The 14894-nt window shown below is 68.9% G+C and carries 14 protein-coding genes and 5 pseudogenes; 7 read left to right on the top strand and 12 right to left on the bottom strand.

What is annotated here, in order from left to right; translation table 11 throughout:
• Window positions 1-20: 20 nt before the first annotated feature.
• Window positions 21-479 carry a hypothetical protein gene (locus Nocox_RS21605; protein ID WP_219495483.1) on the bottom strand — a complete coding sequence of 153 codons (459 nt, stop codon included), beginning with the start codon at window positions 477-479 and terminating at the stop codon, window positions 21-23.
• 177 nt (window positions 480-656) lie between these two features.
• Between Nocox_RS21605 and Nocox_RS21600 the strand changes: the two are divergent.
• Window positions 657-788 (top strand): annotated as a pseudogene (locus Nocox_RS21600) (IS256 family transposase); the annotation flags it as partial.
• A gap of 78 nt (window positions 789-866) precedes the next feature.
• Here Nocox_RS21600 and Nocox_RS21595 read toward each other — a convergent pair.
• A complete protein-coding gene (locus Nocox_RS21595) occupies window positions 867-1007 on the bottom strand; it encodes a hypothetical protein (RefSeq protein ID WP_219495479.1) in 141 nt (46 codons plus the stop codon).
• Between the two features lie 38 nt (window positions 1008-1045).
• A pseudogene (locus Nocox_RS21590) lies at window positions 1046-1705 on the bottom strand (IS3 family transposase); the annotation flags it as partial.
• Window positions 1706-1818: 113 nt separating this feature from the next.
• Between Nocox_RS21590 and Nocox_RS21585 the strand changes: the two are divergent.
• Window positions 1819-3108, top strand: a complete 1290-nt coding sequence (locus Nocox_RS21585) for an IS256 family transposase (RefSeq protein WP_020543074.1) — start codon at window positions 1819-1821, stop codon at window positions 3106-3108.
• A 35-nt stretch (window positions 3109-3143) separates the two neighbouring features.
• Here the strand turns inward: Nocox_RS21585 and Nocox_RS43165 are convergent.
• From Nocox_RS43165 to Nocox_RS21565, 3 genes and pseudogenes are all read right to left on the bottom strand, one after another.
• A pseudogene (locus Nocox_RS43165) lies at window positions 3144-3703 on the bottom strand (transposase); the annotation flags it as partial.
• A gap of 100 nt (window positions 3704-3803) precedes the next feature.
• A pseudogene (locus Nocox_RS21570) lies at window positions 3804-4439 on the bottom strand (IS701 family transposase); the annotation flags it as partial.
• Between the two features lie 164 nt (window positions 4440-4603).
• Complete coding sequence (locus tag Nocox_RS21565; protein WP_020543078.1) at window positions 4604-5197, bottom strand: TetR/AcrR family transcriptional regulator; 594 nt, start codon at window positions 5195-5197, stop codon at window positions 4604-4606.
• A gap of 128 nt (window positions 5198-5325) precedes the next feature.
• Between Nocox_RS21565 and Nocox_RS44175 the strand changes: the two genes are divergently transcribed.
• Window positions 5326-6168 (top strand): DUF998 domain-containing protein, encoded by an 843-nt coding sequence (locus tag Nocox_RS44175; RefSeq protein WP_425517799.1) that lies wholly within the window; start codon window positions 5326-5328, stop codon window positions 6166-6168.
• 252 nt (window positions 6169-6420) lie between these two features.
• On the opposite strand, the pseudogene Nocox_RS44170 reads toward Nocox_RS44175, so the two are convergent.
• Window positions 6421-7026: pseudogene (locus tag Nocox_RS44170) on the bottom strand (Tn3 family transposase); the annotation flags it as partial.
• 358 nt (window positions 7027-7384) lie between these two features.
• On the opposite strand from Nocox_RS44170, the gene Nocox_RS21555 reads away from it, so the two are divergent.
• The gene (locus tag Nocox_RS21555; protein WP_051112555.1) at window positions 7385-8434 is read left to right on the top strand and encodes a TerC family protein; all 1050 of its coding nucleotides are present in this window, start codon (window positions 7385-7387) and stop codon (window positions 8432-8434) included.
• A gap of 129 nt (window positions 8435-8563) precedes the next feature.
• Entirely contained in the window at window positions 8564-8887 is a 324-nt protein-coding gene (locus Nocox_RS21550; RefSeq protein ID WP_033408998.1) for a helix-turn-helix transcriptional regulator, read from the top strand.
• Between the two features lie 195 nt (window positions 8888-9082).
• On the opposite strand, the gene Nocox_RS21545 is transcribed toward Nocox_RS21550, so the two are convergent.
• Window positions 9083-10108, bottom strand: coding sequence for a LacI family DNA-binding transcriptional regulator (locus Nocox_RS21545; protein WP_033409000.1), 1026 nt, complete (start codon window positions 10106-10108; stop codon window positions 9083-9085).
• Between the two features lie 109 nt (window positions 10109-10217).
• Here Nocox_RS21545 and Nocox_RS21540 point away from each other — a divergent pair, with 109 nt between their 5' ends.
• A complete protein-coding gene (locus Nocox_RS21540; RefSeq protein WP_020543086.1) occupies window positions 10218-10979 on the top strand; it encodes an SDR family NAD(P)-dependent oxidoreductase in 762 nt (253 codons plus the stop codon).
• 21 nt (window positions 10980-11000) lie between these two features.
• Here the strand turns inward: Nocox_RS21540 and Nocox_RS21535 are convergent, their stop codons facing one another.
• The 4 genes from Nocox_RS21535 to Nocox_RS21520 all read right to left on the bottom strand — a co-directional run bounded on the left by Nocox_RS21535 (window position 11001) and on the right by Nocox_RS21520 (window position 14327).
• The gene (locus Nocox_RS21535) at window positions 11001-12215 is read right to left on the bottom strand and encodes a cytochrome P450 (protein WP_020543087.1); all 1215 of its coding nucleotides are present in this window, start codon (window positions 12213-12215) and stop codon (window positions 11001-11003) included.
• A gap of 33 nt (window positions 12216-12248) precedes the next feature.
• Window positions 12249-13619, bottom strand: coding sequence for an NAD(P)/FAD-dependent oxidoreductase (locus Nocox_RS21530; protein ID WP_026214322.1), 1371 nt, complete (start codon window positions 13617-13619; stop codon window positions 12249-12251).
• The gene (locus tag Nocox_RS21525; RefSeq protein WP_020543089.1) at window positions 13609-13818 is read right to left on the bottom strand and encodes a ferredoxin; all 210 of its coding nucleotides are present in this window, start codon (window positions 13816-13818) and stop codon (window positions 13609-13611) included. The genes Nocox_RS21530 and Nocox_RS21525 overlap by 11 nt, the downstream gene beginning before the upstream one ends.
• Before the next feature lie 95 nt (window positions 13819-13913).
• On the bottom strand, window positions 13914-14327 hold the full coding sequence (locus Nocox_RS21520; RefSeq protein WP_020543090.1) for a cupin domain-containing protein: 414 nt from the start codon (window positions 14325-14327) through the stop codon (window positions 13914-13916).
• 206 nt (window positions 14328-14533) lie between these two features.
• On the opposite strand from Nocox_RS21520, the gene Nocox_RS21515 reads away from it, so the two are divergent.
• Window positions 14534-14782, top strand: a complete 249-nt coding sequence (locus tag Nocox_RS21515) for a hypothetical protein (protein ID WP_157383034.1) — start codon at window positions 14534-14536, stop codon at window positions 14780-14782.
• The last annotated feature ends 112 nt before the right edge of the window (window positions 14783-14894 follow it).

The raw sequence follows: 14894 nt of genomic DNA, 5'->3' as shown, positions 1-14894 counted from the left end.
ATGCTCGTCGATGATGCGGTTCAGGTCTCGTCGGAGTCCGCGCTGCGTGAGATGTCGTCCAGCAGCGCGAATGCTTTTCCCGCGATATTCAGCGCGGTCTTCGTCTTCCCCAGTTCGCTGGTGAGCTTTTCGTTCTTGGCCTCAAGCTTGGCCGCGTCGGCTTTGAGCTTCTTGTTCTCGGCCCGCAGCCGGGCCAGTTCCTCAGATTCCGTGTCCTTCTTCGGTTTACCTGTCGAGGAGGCCAGCGTCCCGTTCTCCTGCTGCTTTCGCCAGTGTTCGATGTGCGAGTGATACAGCCTTTCCCGGCGCATCAGGGCGCCACGCTCGGAGCTGCCCTCGGGCAGAGCGTCGAAGGCCGCCAGGATCCGTGCCTTGTAGGCCGCGGTGAACGTCCGGCGCGTCGGCCGGCTCACCTGCTTGTCGGTCGCCTGACCGTTCTGCCCGCTCATGGCGGCCTGGTCGGCGAGGGTCATCGTCACTGTCTCGATCGTCCTGTCTCGCCCTGCTTCGTATCAAAAGGACTCGTTCATCCCATGTCTCACAGCAGTCTGACAGAGAGGGCGAGGGAAGATCGATGTGACATGAGGGCGGCCACTCCGCGATCCTTCACAGCTGACTAGGCATACGAAGGAGAACGAGAAGTGGCCGCTAAAGACATTCTGCCTGCTGAGGGTGAGTGGTTCGACGAGACCCTCGCCGCGGCTTCGCCCGATGTGCTGCGCGAGATGGTCGTGCGGATGGCGCAGATGATGATGGATGCCGAGGTCGAGCAGCGCTGCGGCGCCGGCTAGCGATGGGGTCCGCATTGTGAAAGTTCGACGTGGAATGTCCTGGTGGCTGGGGCCACCGCATCCGATCAGACCGCCTCAGGCCGGTGATGACGTGCTTGTGGCCACGTTGGTCTCCTCCCCGAGGTTGCGATGCACCTCCATGTTCTCCAGCGGCGCAGTCAGGTCGTAGATGTAGTCACCGAAGCGGCGTACGTTGTCCTCCTGGTAGGGCGACATGATGGCGGGGGCTCGCCCCGAAGTGTGGACACGGGGTGTTATACGGCGAGCAGCACCTTATCGGTGGTTTGCTGCTCGTAGTCGATAGGGCTGAGGTAGCCGAGGGTGGAGTGTCTCCTTCGGGTGTTGTAGCGAGTGATCCACTTGAAGACGGCCAGGCGGGCCTCGCGCGCCGACGGCCAGCGCTTGGCGCCCTGCAGCGTTTCGCGTTTGAGGGTGGCGTTGAACGCCTCCGCCGCGGCGTTGTCGGCGCTGGTGCCGACGGCTCCCATGGACTGGCGTACCCCGAGTTCGGCGCAGACCTTGGCGAACTCGGCCGAGGTGTACTGGGCCCCGTGATCGGCATGGAAGATCGCGCCGTGCAGGCTGCCCCGTGTCGCAGCGGCCGCGCGCAGTGCGTCGCTCACCAGCTCGGTGCGCATGTGATCGGCGATCGACCAGCCCGCCAGCCGCCGCGAGCCCAGGTCCAGCACGGTCGCCAGATACAGGAACCGGCCCTCACGGACGGGCAGGTGGGTGATGTCGCCGACATAGCGCTGGTTCGGGGCCGGCGCGGTGAAGTCCCGCTTGATCAGGTCGGGCACTTTCTGATGCGAGGGTTCCGGAACCGTGGTGCGCACCTTCTTGCGCAAGTGCAGCCCGACGATGCCGAAACGGCGCATCACCCGCGCAACTCGCTTGTGGTTGACCGCCCGCCCCGGAGCAATGCTTGAGATCTGTGGATCGCCGGGAAAGGGGTGTACCTTCCCGGTGATCATGTGATTCCACCAAGCATGACCGACGCGCCAACGTCGGCCGGAAAGGCACACCCGTGCTCACCGTAGTCCCTGATCCCGCCAGCGGCGACCGCGCCGCCACCACCCCCGCCCCGACGCCGGCGCTCATCGACGAGCTGGTCCGCGAAGGTGCCCGCCGGATGCTCGCTGAAGCGCTCAAGGCCGAGGTCGACGCCTACATCGCCGCTTTCGCCGACGAGCGCGACGAGGCCGGCCGCCGCCTGGTCGTGCGCAACGGCCACCACCAGCCCCGCACCGTGCTGACCAGCGCGGGCGCGATCGAGGTCCAGGCCCCTCGGGTCAACGACAAGCGCATCGACGAGACCACCGGCGAGCGGCACCGGTTTTCCTCGGCGATCCTGCCGCCGTGGTGCCGCAAGAGCCCGGCCATCACCGAGGTGCTGCCGCTGCTCTACCTGCACGGCCTGTCCACCGGCGATTTCGTCCCCGCGCTGGGCCAGTTCCTCGGCTCGAGCAGCGGGCTGTCGGCCCCGGTCATCACCAAGCTCACCGAGCAGTGGAAAGCCGAACAACGCGCCTTCGCCGCCCGCGACCTGTCCGGTGTCGACTACGTCTACCTGTGGGCCGATGGCATCCACGTCAACATCCGGCTGGAGGAGCACAAGCTGTGCCTGCTGGTGCTGATCGGGGTGCGCGCCGACGGCCGCAAGGAACTCGTCGCGCTGACCGACGGCTACCGCGAGTCGGCCGAGTCCTGGGCGGATCTGCTGCGTGATTGCGCCCGACGCGGCATGCGCGCCCCGGTGCTCGCCATCGGCGACGGCGCGCTCGGTTTCTGGTCGGCGCTGTCGGAGGTGTTCCCGCAGGCCAGAGCACAGCGCTGCTGGTTTCACAAGATCGCCAACGTGCTCGGGGCGCTCCCGAAGTCGGCCCACCCCGGCGCGAAGAAGGCGCTGGCCGAGATCTGGAACGCCGAGGGCAAGGACCACGCCCTGGCCGCGGTCACCGCCTTCGAGGCCGCCTACGGCGCCAAGTTCCCCAAGGCCGCCGCCAAGATCACCGACGATGTCGAGGAACTGCTGGCCTTCTACGACTACCCGGCCGAGCACTGGCGGCATCTGCGCACCACCAACCCGATCGAGTCGACGTTCGCCACCGTCCGGCACCGCACCAAGGTCACCAAGGGCCCCGGCTCCCGCGCCGCCGGCCTGGCCATGGCCTTCAAGCTGATCGAGTCCGCCCAACGGCGCTGGCGCGCGGTCAACGGCGCCCACCTGGTCGCCCTGGTCCGCGCCGGAGCGGTCTTCATCGACGGCAAGCTCGTCGAACGCCCCGCTGAATCACCCGTCCCGACAGCCGCCTAGGAACTCACAATCCACAGGTCTTGACTATTGCTCCGGCCCCGGGCGCGCAGCTCGGCGGTGATGCGCGGACTGCCATAGCTGCCGTCGAACGCGCCGTGGATCTGCCTGATCTCCTCCGCCAGCGCGGCATCGGCCGCGGCCCGCTCCGCCCGGGCCGGCGCCGCCTTGCGCCACCGGTAGAAGCCCGAGCGCGACACCTTCAGCACCCGGCACAGCCGCTTCACGCCGAAGGCGCCCGCGTGGTCGTCGACGAACTCGAAGCGGCTCACCAGTTCGTCTCGCCGGCGAAATATTTGGCCGCCCGGCGCAGGATCTCGCGCTCCAGCTCCAGCTCCCGGATCCGGGCCTTGAGCTGCTTGTTCTCCTCTTCCAGCACGTCGTCGAACGATAGCGGGCCCTGCGCCGGCCGCTTGTGCGGGGCCCGCTTCTTCGCGCCCGCGCTGCCGTCCGCCTGCGCCTGACGCACCCAGTTACGCAGCGTCTCCCGGCTGATCCCCAGGTCCTCAGCCACCGATGCCAGCGTCCGTCCCGGATCGGACAGATACAACGCGACGGCGTCCGCCTTGAACTCCGGCGGATACGACTTCATCGCCACGTGGAACTCCTTGTCTCCGGATCTCCATCATCCGGTACTCAAGGTGTCCACACATCGGGGGCAGGGCCCGTCCGTGCTTGCGCACCATCATGGTGGAGACCTCGCCGGTCGACTCATCACCACCTACCCAGGCGAAGGTCAGCAGCGGGTCGTCGGCAGCACGTTCGATCATCCGCCAGGCAAGCTCGGGCTTGGTCGCGAACACCACGCCCGCGCCGACACCGGCGCCGGCGAGCCGGGCGGGCTCGTCGAACCAGGACGCGGGCAGGTACAGCTCTCGGTCGATCAGCACTCGTTGCCCGCCCGGGACGGCGTAGGCCGCGAACACCCCGATCTGACAGTTGGTGATCTTCCCCGCGGTGCCGGTGTACTGCCGCTGCACCCCGGCCGAGCAGCGACCCTTCTTCTCAAGCCCGGTGTCGTCGACTACCAGGACCCCGTCTCGGCTGCCGAGCCGCTCGGCCACCTGCGCCCGCAGCGCGTCCCGGACCTCATCAGCATCCCAGCGGGCATGGCTGAACAGCCGTTGCATCCCATCCGGTGTGCCGTTCCCGGCATACTCGGCCAGCAACCAGCCGTTCTTCCGCTCCAGACTGCTCAGCAACCCATCCAGACACGCCCGCGCCCGCAACCGGGGCTCGCTCCGGACGAAGAACGGTGCCAGCACCTGCGAAAACAACTCATCCAACGCATCGTCCCACCGCGCGGGGACACCCTGGGCTACCGTGGACGGCACGGCCACCGCCTGGTCATCGATCTTCACACATCCATGGTCACGGCGGTGGCCGCTTCATGTCCGTCGCTTCGCCAACCCCCAGGCCTCAAGTGCGGCTGGAGTACTAGAGACTCTCCTCCCCAGCTGCCCGGATGGCGGCGGCTCACGACTCCTTGCGGCTGCGCTTATCCCCCTCCGGCCTCGTCGTAGGGCGCCCACCCCTTATCGAGAAGGTGGAACCCCGCATCGATGGCCGCCGCTGGATCGGGCTCACGGATGGCCATGAGCTGAATCTGCAGGGCAAACCGGACGTAGAAGCGGATCTCTTCGCTTGGCTCCTCCAGCCCGAACTCCTCGGTGATCGCCGCGACCAAGGCATCCTCGTGGCGCAACCACATCTTCTCCGCGTAGTCGACCAGAGCTGGCGTCTCCTCCATGAGCGCGAGTATTTGGCTCTGCGGCCCGGATTTGAGCGCGGCGATTTCGGAGAGGTAGTGGGCCTTCAGCGCGTCGGAGATCGAGGTCCCCGCCATGCGGCCACTCACCGCAGCAATCAGGCGTTCATGCCGCTCACCTTCGTCACTGAAGACAAGCGCCTCCTTGTGTGGGAAGTGTGTGAAGACCGTCTTGGGCGACACATCGGCCGCATCCGCGATCTCGCGCACAGTCACCGCATCGAAGCCGCGTGCGAGGAAAAGCGTCGTCGCCGCCTCCAGTATCGCCGCCCGCGTCGCCGCCTTCTTGCGCTCACGTCGCCCTGCCGTCGCTGCATCCACCATGGCGCATACTCTACACCCGAACACTAAGAACATTGACAGTAAAAGTAGTCTCGATATAGTGAGTGAGTGGGTGAAGTTCGAGGTTCTCGCTCACGGCGTACTCGTTGACGGTTACCGGGCTCCAAGCCATGAGGTTTCAGCCCAGCCACTCGGCCTCCCCGGCCGCCGCCGATCGGGAGTTGCAGGCACAAGCGAGCCGCGTCAATCTCCGGCGGGCCCTCCCGCCAACCCGGCTACCAGAAAGGGACCCGACCATGTCCGAAGCAATTGACTCACGGTCTAAAAGTCGCGAGATGCCTGCCTCCCACGTGTGCCTGCCTGCGCAGCGCCGAGTGGCGGGAGCGTTGCTCATCGCCGGGCCGGCGATCTTCCTGCTCGGGGAGTTTGTCGCCGCCGCAGCGTGGACCGACCCCGCCTACAGCTACACACACCATTTCATCAGCAACCTCGGAGTCCACGGGCCCTCGACTCTGTTCGGGCAGTACATGTACTCGCCCCTGGCCTGGGTAATGAACGCCGGATTCCTCCTCTTCGGGATCACGATCCTGGCCGGAGTGGCCACGCTGCGCGATCTGTCGGATAGCCGCCGTTGGGCCATGCTCGCCCCCGCGACGCTGCTGGCCGTCGGCGGCGTCCTGCTCGCGCTGTTTCCCGGATCTGGCGAGGCAATCAACAACGGCACCGGCGAGTACCACAGCATGGGAGCCTTCGCCGGCTTCGTCGGTGGGAACGCGCTGGCCATCGTGCTCGGAAGCAGGTGGCGGCGCATCGGCATCTCTCCGCGAATGGGGCGAGCACTGATCACGGTCGGCGTGATCGGTCTGCTTTCGATGGTGCTCTACCTCGCGATGATCTTTACCACGGGCGACACCCCCATCGGCATCATCGGCCTCATCGAACGCGGCGCCGTTCACCCGTTCCTGATCGGCCTCATCTGCGCTGGAGCATCGATCTGGAAGCGGAAGACGTGAACGAACCCTTGCGCCCTCCGTCACCACGGAAATGGCAGCCTGACGCCGAACTCTTCGAGCACCCACCAAAGACGGGCACGCATGTGCAGGGGCCATAGGCGGATCCCGGCGGATCTCAGGCGGCCAAGCCGAGGTCGAGGCGGCGGTCCATGTCGATGTCGATCCGGCCGTAGAGGTTGGCGTTGGACCGAACAGGGGCGAAAGGCCGCGTCTGTCGACGTCGGTCATCTTCTCCTGCCAGGCGGGGTCCTTCAGGACGGACTGAACCAGCAGGATGTTGATGAACACCAGCGCGGACTGCAGCAGGTGCAGGCTGAGCATGGAGACTTCCTGGTGCTCCTTGTCGCTGCCGGGCAGGGTGCCGGCGCTGCCGTAGAACAGGTCTGCGTTGGCCGAGTTCCAGTTCTCCACGACCTGCAGCCCCTCGTGGATCTCCCGGCGCAGCTCTGAGGCGGCGACGTACTCGGCGACGAAGATGCTCTTGACCGCCTTGCCGAGCTCCTCGATGGCCTTGTAGGCGGGGTGCTTAGGACCGCCGCGGGTGAAGCGGCGCAGCACCTGCTCGGCCTCGGCCGTGCCCAGCCGCAAGGCGGTGGCGTACTTGACCATCTGGTCGTACTGCTGGGCGATGATCGTCCAGTCGATCGGCTTGTCGGCCACCATGCCGCTCAGGCTGGACGGGACCTGGCCGCTGGCATCGGCCTTGACCAGCTTCTGGTGGGCGATCCTCCTCATCCGCGACAGCAGCTTGAATCCCAGCAGGTAGGAGAAGGCGAACCCCACCAGGGACTGGCCATGACTATCGGTGTACTGGCGGTCGATGGCGGCGTCGGTGCAGTGCCGCAGCACGCCCTCCATCATCGCGGCGACCTCGGAGGCGTTGCAGGAGCGAAGCTGGGCGACGGTCGACGGCTGACCGTACGCCTGCCAGCGGAAACGAGCTTCAAGATCGACCCATGGCCGGTTTTCCCCGTATCTCGGCTGGACCCGTACAGCCCGCACCCGTGAATACCTGACGCTTGACACATGTCTTTTATGTCATGAATAATGGTGTGTAGATCGAGGGGGAGTACCCAACGCACCACGCACCGCCGTCAAGACGGGTCCGGCCCATCCGGGCTCCGGCGCTGTAGCCGCCCTTCACCGGCGGCCTGGGGAGACCGTCGACCACCGGCGCCGCCGCGTCCGCCGGCGGCTGGTCGAGGAGGTTTCCCCGTTGTCTGCTGAATGGTGGGTCTGGGCTGCGGTGATGCTGGCCGTGGCCGTCATGCTGGCCATCGATCTGTTCCTGCACCGCGACAACCACGTCATCGGCTTCCGTGAGGCGGCCGCCTGGTCCGGCGTCTGGATCGCCGCCGGCCTGCTGTTCGGCGTGATCCTGTGGGGCTGGCAGGGCGGCGAGACGGCCGGCACCTACTTCGCCGGCTACTTGATCGAAAAGGCGTTGTCGATCGACAACGTGTTCATCTTCGCGATGATCTTCACCGCCTTCGCCGTCCCGGCCGCGCTCCAGCACAAGGTGCTGTTCTGGGGCGTCATCGGCGCGCTGGCCTTCCGGCTGGTGTTCATCTTCCTCGGCGCCGAACTACTGGAGCGGTTCTTCTGGACCGCCTACCTCTTCGGCGCGTTCCTCATCTACACCGGCTACAAGATGGCCTTCCGGCACGGCCGGCAGGCGCCGCCCGAGCACAACCCGCTGGTACGCCTGGTGCGCCGCATCGTGCCCACCGACGCCCGCTACCACGGCGACCGGTTCTTCACCCGCGTCGGCGGCCGGCGGGTGGCCACGCTGCTGTTCGTGGTGCTGATCGCCATCGAGGCCACCGACCTGATCTTCGCGATCGACTCGGTCGCGGCCGTCCTGGCGATCACCACCAGTACCTTCATCGTCTGGACCGCCAACGCTTTCGCCATCCTGGGGCTGCGCAGCCTGTACTTCTGCCTGGCCGGGCTGCTGCGCCGGTTCGTGCACCTGCACTACGGCCTGGCCCTCCTGCTGGCCTTCGCCGGCGTCAAGCTGATCGCCTCGGAGACCTCGGTCGGCAAGCTGCCGATCCCGCTGACCCTGGGCGTCATCGTGGTCACCATCGGCGCTTCCATCGCCTGGAGCATGCTGGCCACCCGCCGCACCCCCGGCTCCGGCGCAGCCACCCGCAGCGCCGCCGGCAGCGGTGACGGCGGCGCGCAGCCGGCCGAGGCCGCCTGCGGCGAGGCGCCGGAGCACGCACGGAGCTCCGCCCGAGCGTCCGCGGCAACCGATCAGTGACCGTCCCTGCTGAGCCGTCCCGACCCGTCCATGCCACGCAGCAAACGCCAGGGGGCCCGCCGCTTCACGCTTTCCAACTCACCACCTGCTGTTCGTGACATCGATAGCGTGCTTTGTAGGCTGGTGGGCATGCCCGACTGGACCTTCCTGACCAACCACGCCCACGTGCTGCTGTGCATCGCCCGTGACCCCGGCATCCGGATCCGCGACGTGGCCGCCCGCGTCGAGATCACCGAGCGTGCCGCGCAGCGCATCCTGGCCGACCTGACCGCCGCCGGCTACCTCACCGCCACCCGGGAAGGACGGCGCAACCACTACCGCATCAACCCCGCTCTGCCTCTGCGTCACCCCCTCGAACGCGACCACCAGATCGGCGAGATCCTCGCGGTCTTCCACCCCGCCCAACCACCGGCCCCGGCCGGCACGAGCGATCAGGCGGCCGTGAGCGCATGAGGTGTCAGCCGACCGGCTCGCCGCGCCGTGCCGAGCACCTGCTCGCCTGCGGCCAGCACCGCCTCGGCCAGCGCCAGGCCGAGCCCGGAGGGCCACGAGGCTCCCGAACATGACGTCGTAGCGGGCCGGCAGGCCCCCAGCGTGTGGCGCAAGTCGATGCCGTCCAGGACGATCTTGTCCTCGGCCGGTGTCGCGTCAGCGCGCCCGCTCCCCCGAGGATCCGGGAGGGGCCGTCGAGCGGCGCGGCACCAGCGTCGGCGTCACCGAGAACCGCACCGACGAGCCACGCCCCTCGATCCGCTCCAGCAGCAGCCGCCCCGCCGTCCGCCCCATCTCCTCGCCGTCCTGGTCGACGCTCGTCAGCGAGATGCTCGACAGCGCCGCCAGCCGCGTGTTGTCGTAGCCGGCCAGCGAGACGTCCGCCGGCACCGACAGCCCCGCCTCGTGCAGCGCCCGTAACGCGCCCAGCGCCGCCGAGTCCGCCCCCGCGAAGATCGCCGTCGGCCGCGGCGAACGCGCCAGCAGCCGCCGCGCCCCCTCGTAGCCGCCCTCCTCGCTGTAGGAGGTCAGCGCCACCGGGATCTCGCCCTCCAGCCCGTGCTCGCGCATCACCCGCTCGTACGTCGCCGCCCTGATCGCGTGCAGCGCCGCCGACGCCCGCACCCGCCCGCCCGGCAGGTGCCCGATGTGCGCGATCCGCCGGTGCCCCAGCCCGATCAGGTGCCGCACGACCAGCTCCGCGCCCAGCTCGTCGTCGTCGTGCACCGCGTCGTACACCGCCGACCGCTCGTGCAGCCCCAGCACCACCGTCGGGACCTGCGCCGCGACCTCCTCCAGCCGCGCCCGCCCCAGCTCCGGGGCGATCATGAGGATGCCGTCCACCTGACGGTCGACCAGCGCCTCGATCGCCCGCGCCTCGGCCTCGGTGCCAGGCCCGCCCTGCACCATGATCGCCTGGTAGTCGGTGCCAGCCAGCCGCTCGTTCAACCCGTCCAGAATGTCGGGAAAAAACGGATTCCGGAGGTCGGGGAGCAACACCCCGATCGTGAACGTACGCCCCCGCATCGCCCGCGCCGCCGCATGCGGCCGATAACCCAGCTCCTCGATCGCCGCCTTCACCCGGTCACGCATCGCCGGACTGACCCCGTAAGCACTGCGCAGCACCTTCGACACCGCCGTCGTCGACACCCCGGCATGCCGCGCCACATCGGCGATCGTCACCCGACGCGGCCGCTCCCGCGTGGCCATCCCCCGCCTCCCCTTCCGGACCCACCGATTCTACGAGCGCCCCGCACCACCCGCCCCCACCCAGGTGCTACCTTGTCCGACCGTGCCGCACTATCTGCAGGAACTGTTCTCCCTCCACGGCCGCCGCGCCCTCGTCACCGGCGGCAGCTCCGGAATCGGCCACGCCATCGCCGAAGCCCTCGGCCGCGCCGGCGCCGACGTCGTCCTCGTCGCCCGCCGCCCCGCCGAACTCGACCAGGCCGCCGGCCACCTGCGCAGCCACGGCGTCACCACCACCTGCATCAGCGCCGACCTCGCCGACCGCGACGACGTCCAGCGCGTCTGCGACACCGCCGGCGACATCGACATCCTCGTCAACAACGCCGGCAACAACATCCGCAAACCCATGGCCGAGCTGACCACCGACGACTACGAGCTCACCCTCGCCGTCAACCTCACCGCCCCCTACCTGCTCGGCCAGCATTACGGCCCCCGCATGGCCGCCCGCGGCTGGGGCCGCATCATCAACATCGGCTCCCAGCAGTCCGTCAGCGCCTTCGGCGACAGCGGCGCCTACGGAGCCGCCAAAGCCGGACTCGCCGGCCTCACCCGCTCCCAGGCCGAGGCCTGGTCACCCAGCGGCGTGTGCGTCAACACGATCATCCCCGGGTTCGTCCTCACCCCCCTGACCGCCCCCGCCCAGGCCGTCCCCGGCCGGATCGAGGCCCTCGCCGCCCGCCACATGCTCGGCCGCAACGGCGTCCCCGCCGACTTCGCCGGCGCCGCGGTGTTCCTCGCCGGCGACGCCTCGGCGTTCGTCACCGGCCAGATGCTGTTCGTCGACGGCGGCTTCTTCGTCCACTAGCGCCCCGCGGCCCCACGGTGATCAGGCCGGCTGCCGCGCCCGCAGGGGCAGGTGGCGCGGACCGCGCAGCATCGCATTGCGCCGGTAGGGCGGCGGATCCTCCACCAGAGTCACCTCGCCGAGACGCGGGATCAGCGCCCCCAGCGCCGCCAGGGCCTCGATCCGGGCGAGCGGCGCGCCGTAACAGAGATGGACGCCGCCGCCGAAACCCAGATGCTGGTTGTCCGCCCGTGCCGGGTCGAACCGGTCCGGGTCACGGAACCGCCTGGGGTCGCGGTTGCCCGAGGCGATCACGAGGACCAAAGGCTCGCCCTTGGGCACCACCGAGCCGGCGACCTCGACGTCGGCGAGGGGGACACGCCTGCGCAGCTGGACCGGCGGCTCGAAGCGCAACAGCTCCTCCACCGCGCCCGGCAGCAGACCCGGGTCCTCGCGCAGCCGGTCGAGCTGGTCAGGATGGCGCAGCAACGTCAGGACCCCGTTGGTGATCAGGTTCACCGTGGTCTCGTGACCGGCGATGAGCAGCAGGACGGCGGTCTCCGCCAGCTCCTCCCGCGTCAGCCGCAGCGCCGGATCCGGCTCGTTGACGAACGCCGACAGCAGGTCGTCACCCGGGCGGCCGCGACGCTGCTCGGCCAGATCCACCAGGTACCGGCCCATCTCCATCCGCGCCCGCCGCCCCGTACGCGCCCGCTCCGCGGCCTCCTCACCCGGCTGCACGTCGGCCGAGGCGACGATCACGTCCGACCACCGCCGGAACAGCGGCTCGTCCTCCCGCGGAACGCCGAGCAACCGGCAGATGACCGTGACCGGCAGCGGATAGGCGAAGTCGTCGACCAGATCGAACTCCGCCCGATCACCGAGCCCGCCGGCCAGCTCCCCGGTGAGCTCGGCGATCCGACCCCGCATGGCGTCGACCCGGCCCGGAGTGTGCGGCGGCCCGAACGGCCGCATCGCCAACGTCCGCAACCGGTGATGCGCGGGATCGTCGAGAACGAGAAACGGAAGCCGCTCCCCCTCCACCAGCTCCGGGTCACCCGCCAGGCCGTAACGAGGATCGGCACTGACCCGCGGATCGTGGAGCAGGGCGTTGATCTCGTGATAGGTGCCGACCAGATGACTGCCGTCCGCCTGCCGCACCACAGGACCGGCCTCACGCAGCTCCGCGTACAAAGGGTAGGGGTCGGCGCGGCAGGCGTGGTCCGTGATCCGTTCCAGCAGGGTATCGGCGGTCATGGCGTCTCGGCTCCTCGTGGACGGGCGGAACAATCAGGCATGCCGCACCAAGGTCAGCCGGCGATCCGGCAGATGACCGGTGAGCGCGACCGTCGGGCCGTGCGACAACCTCTTCGGGTCCGGCACGTCGGAGGGAAGCGTCAGCTCCGCGGCGAGCGGCCGGTCCGCCGCACCAGGCCCCGGCGGGAACGGCGCGGCCGTCTCGATCAGCTGCTGGTAGTACTCCAGCGACTTGGCCATGTTGACCGTGACCGCGGCGGTCACCCGCCCCCGGTAGCCGTACACCACGGCCAGCCGGCGCTCCTCCAAAGACCCCTGCGCGAGCACGATCTGGTCGGAGAAGGTGGGGACGCCCACCGACTTGATGTTCAGCCCGAACTGGCTCGACCAGAACGCCGGCAGCGACAGATGAGGACGCCGCAACGGCCCCGGACTGATCATGTTGTGGGCCGCCACCTCCGCCTGCGCCACCGCGTTGCCCCAGTGCTCCAGCGACAGCAGCTGGTACTCGAACAGCGGATGCGGAAAACGGGACACGTCACCGGCGACGAAAACGTCATCGGTGACGATCCCGTACATGTCGAAAGCCCGGCACCCCGCGTCGCACGCCACCCCGCGCGGACCCGCCGCCAACCCGGCATCCGCCAACCACTCGACATTGCGGACCGCCCCCAGCGCCACGACGCACACCTCCGCGTCGACCCGGCCACCGTCCGACAGATCCGCCCCCACGAACCGGCCCCTCCCGTCCCCGCGCAGCGCCGTCACCGTCACCCCGCAACGCAGGTCCACCCCGTGCGCACGCTGCACCCCGGCGGCCAGCTTCGACAACGTGCCGCCGAGCGCCCCCACCAAAGGCGCCGGACCGCGTTCGGTGACCGTCACCTCCAGCCCCCGCTCCCGGCACGCCGAGGCGATCTCCGAACCCGTGAAACCACCACCGATCACCAGCACCCGCCGCGGCCCCGCCGCCAGCCGCTCCGCCAGCCGCCCGGCGTCGCCACAGGTCCGCAAGGTGAACACCCCGTCCAGAGCCGCCTCCTCCCGGTCGGGCCAGGGCCGCGCCCGCGTCCCGGTCGCGATCAGCAACCGGTCATAGGCGAGCCACTCACCGTCCGCCAGCAGCACCCGCTTACGGAGCGGATCCAGACCGGTGGCCGGCACCCCGAGCCGCCACTCGGCATCCGGGTTCCGCCGCATCGGCAGCCCCGTCGAGTCCGCCGCCGCCTGACCGAGCAGCACCTGCTTCGACAGCGGCGGCCGGTCATACGGCGGATGAGGCTCATCGCCCACCACGGTCAGCGAACCGGTGAAACCCTGCTCACGCAACGACTCGGCGGCCCGCAGCCCCGCCAGCGACGCGCCGACCACCACGACACGGCCCTCACGCGGATCACCATCCACCCGACCCCACCTCCTCACCGAGGAGAATGGCCTGGACCGGGCACGCCACCGCGGCCTCACGCACCCGCTCCACCTGGTCGTCAGGGACGGCCGGGTCGTACAGCAGCGCCTCTTCCCCATGCAACTGGAACACCTCTGGTGCGAGGAACACACACTGCGCGTAGCCCTGGCAGCGGGTGAGGTCCACGACGATCTGCATCCCACCGCTCCCTCCGTCGCCTCCCCTTCGTTCCTGCCCGGAGCGACGGCAAAGAGAAATCGGCGACGCGGCGAGGAATCGGCAATCCCGGCAGTTCAGGCGCGCGGCCGGGCCGGCGCCTGAACCTCGGCCCGCCGCTCCAGGCGACTGCCCCGCGGCAACGTCACCGCCATGATGTTGCTGGGAATGTCCAGCTCGATGCGGTGCCACCGCCCACGAGGCACGATCGCGGCCGTACCCGCCGGCAGCCTCACCTCCTCCTCCTGCTCCCCCGGCCGCTCCGGACGCAGGAACAGGCGAATCTTCCCCACCAGACAGGAGACGATCTCCTCGGCCTCCGGATGAACCTCCCAATGACCGACATGCACGTCCGCACCCGTCTTGGCATGGAACGCCGTCAGCCGCCAGCCGTCCTGGTCGGGGTCGGCCGTCCTTCTCCCCGCGCGGATCCGGCCCTCCTGATCGAGGTGGATGGACGAGGCGAAGAGATCGATCGGGGTCACACGCATACCGAAGCGCCCTCCCTCGGAATCACTCGGGCCTTGGCCCCCATGACCGGGAATTCTTCGCCGGCCACGCCCCGGGGACATCCCGCGAGTGAAGCGAACTTCCCCTACCCCGCCGGAACCAACGACCGGCCCGCGTACGACACCGGAAGTACACCCCCTCGTCCCGCCGCACGCTTCACCTGCCACACATAGGGCAGATGCCGGTCATGAACGCACAAGACGGGACAAATACCGACCTCCCCGCGGCAGTAGGCCGAGTCAACGGAGAAAGCGACATCGTCGCCGAACGCTCCGGAGGCGACGTCCACACCTCCTCCCCCCGCCCCGTACCCGCCGAACCCATCGAGCCCCCGCCCAACCCCGAACGCAAGGCCGAACAGGAACGCCACGAAGCGGCCAAGAACACCGACACCAGCACCGAACAAGGACGCCCAGGAGCCGAACCAACCGACTGACCACCCTCGCAGCAGGCGCCCCCGGAGATCAGAATGACGCGATCTCGGGCACGCCCTGCCCGATGAGCACCGCGTGATCGAAGAAGATACCCACGCCCCACCAGCCATCTCT

The sequence above is a fragment of the Nonomuraea coxensis DSM 45129 genome (assembly GCF_019397265.1).
Classification (GTDB): domain Bacteria; phylum Actinomycetota; class Actinomycetes; order Streptosporangiales; family Streptosporangiaceae; genus Nonomuraea; species Nonomuraea coxensis.
This window is presented reverse-complemented; position numbering and strand designations above follow the sequence as displayed.

Excerpts from the sequence above, each read along its gene's own strand:
- Nocox_RS21550 (WP_033408998.1), top strand. The coding sequence starts at position 8,564 with ATGCCCGACTGGACCTTCCTGACCAACCACGCCCACGTGCTGCTGTGC.
- Nocox_RS21515 (WP_157383034.1), top strand. The coding sequence starts at position 14,534 with ATGAACGCACAAGACGGGACAAATACCGACCTCCCCGCGGCAGTAGGC.
- Nocox_RS21595 (WP_219495479.1), bottom strand. The coding sequence starts at position 1,007 with ATGTCGCCCTACCAGGAGGACAACGTACGCCGCTTCGGTGACTACATC.
- Nocox_RS21565 (WP_020543078.1), bottom strand. The coding sequence starts at position 5,197 with ATGGTGGATGCAGCGACGGCAGGGCGACGTGAGCGCAAGAAGGCGGCG.
- Nocox_RS44175 (WP_425517799.1), top strand. The coding sequence starts at position 5,326 with ATGAGGTTTCAGCCCAGCCACTCGGCCTCCCCGGCCGCCGCCGATCGG.
- Nocox_RS21535 (WP_020543087.1), bottom strand. The coding sequence starts at position 12,215 with ATGACCGCCGATACCCTGCTGGAACGGATCACGGACCACGCCTGCCGC.
- Nocox_RS21525 (WP_020543089.1), bottom strand. The coding sequence starts at position 13,818 with ATGCAGATCGTCGTGGACCTCACCCGCTGCCAGGGCTACGCGCAGTGT.
- Nocox_RS21520 (WP_020543090.1), bottom strand. The coding sequence starts at position 14,327 with ATGCGTGTGACCCCGATCGATCTCTTCGCCTCGTCCATCCACCTCGAT.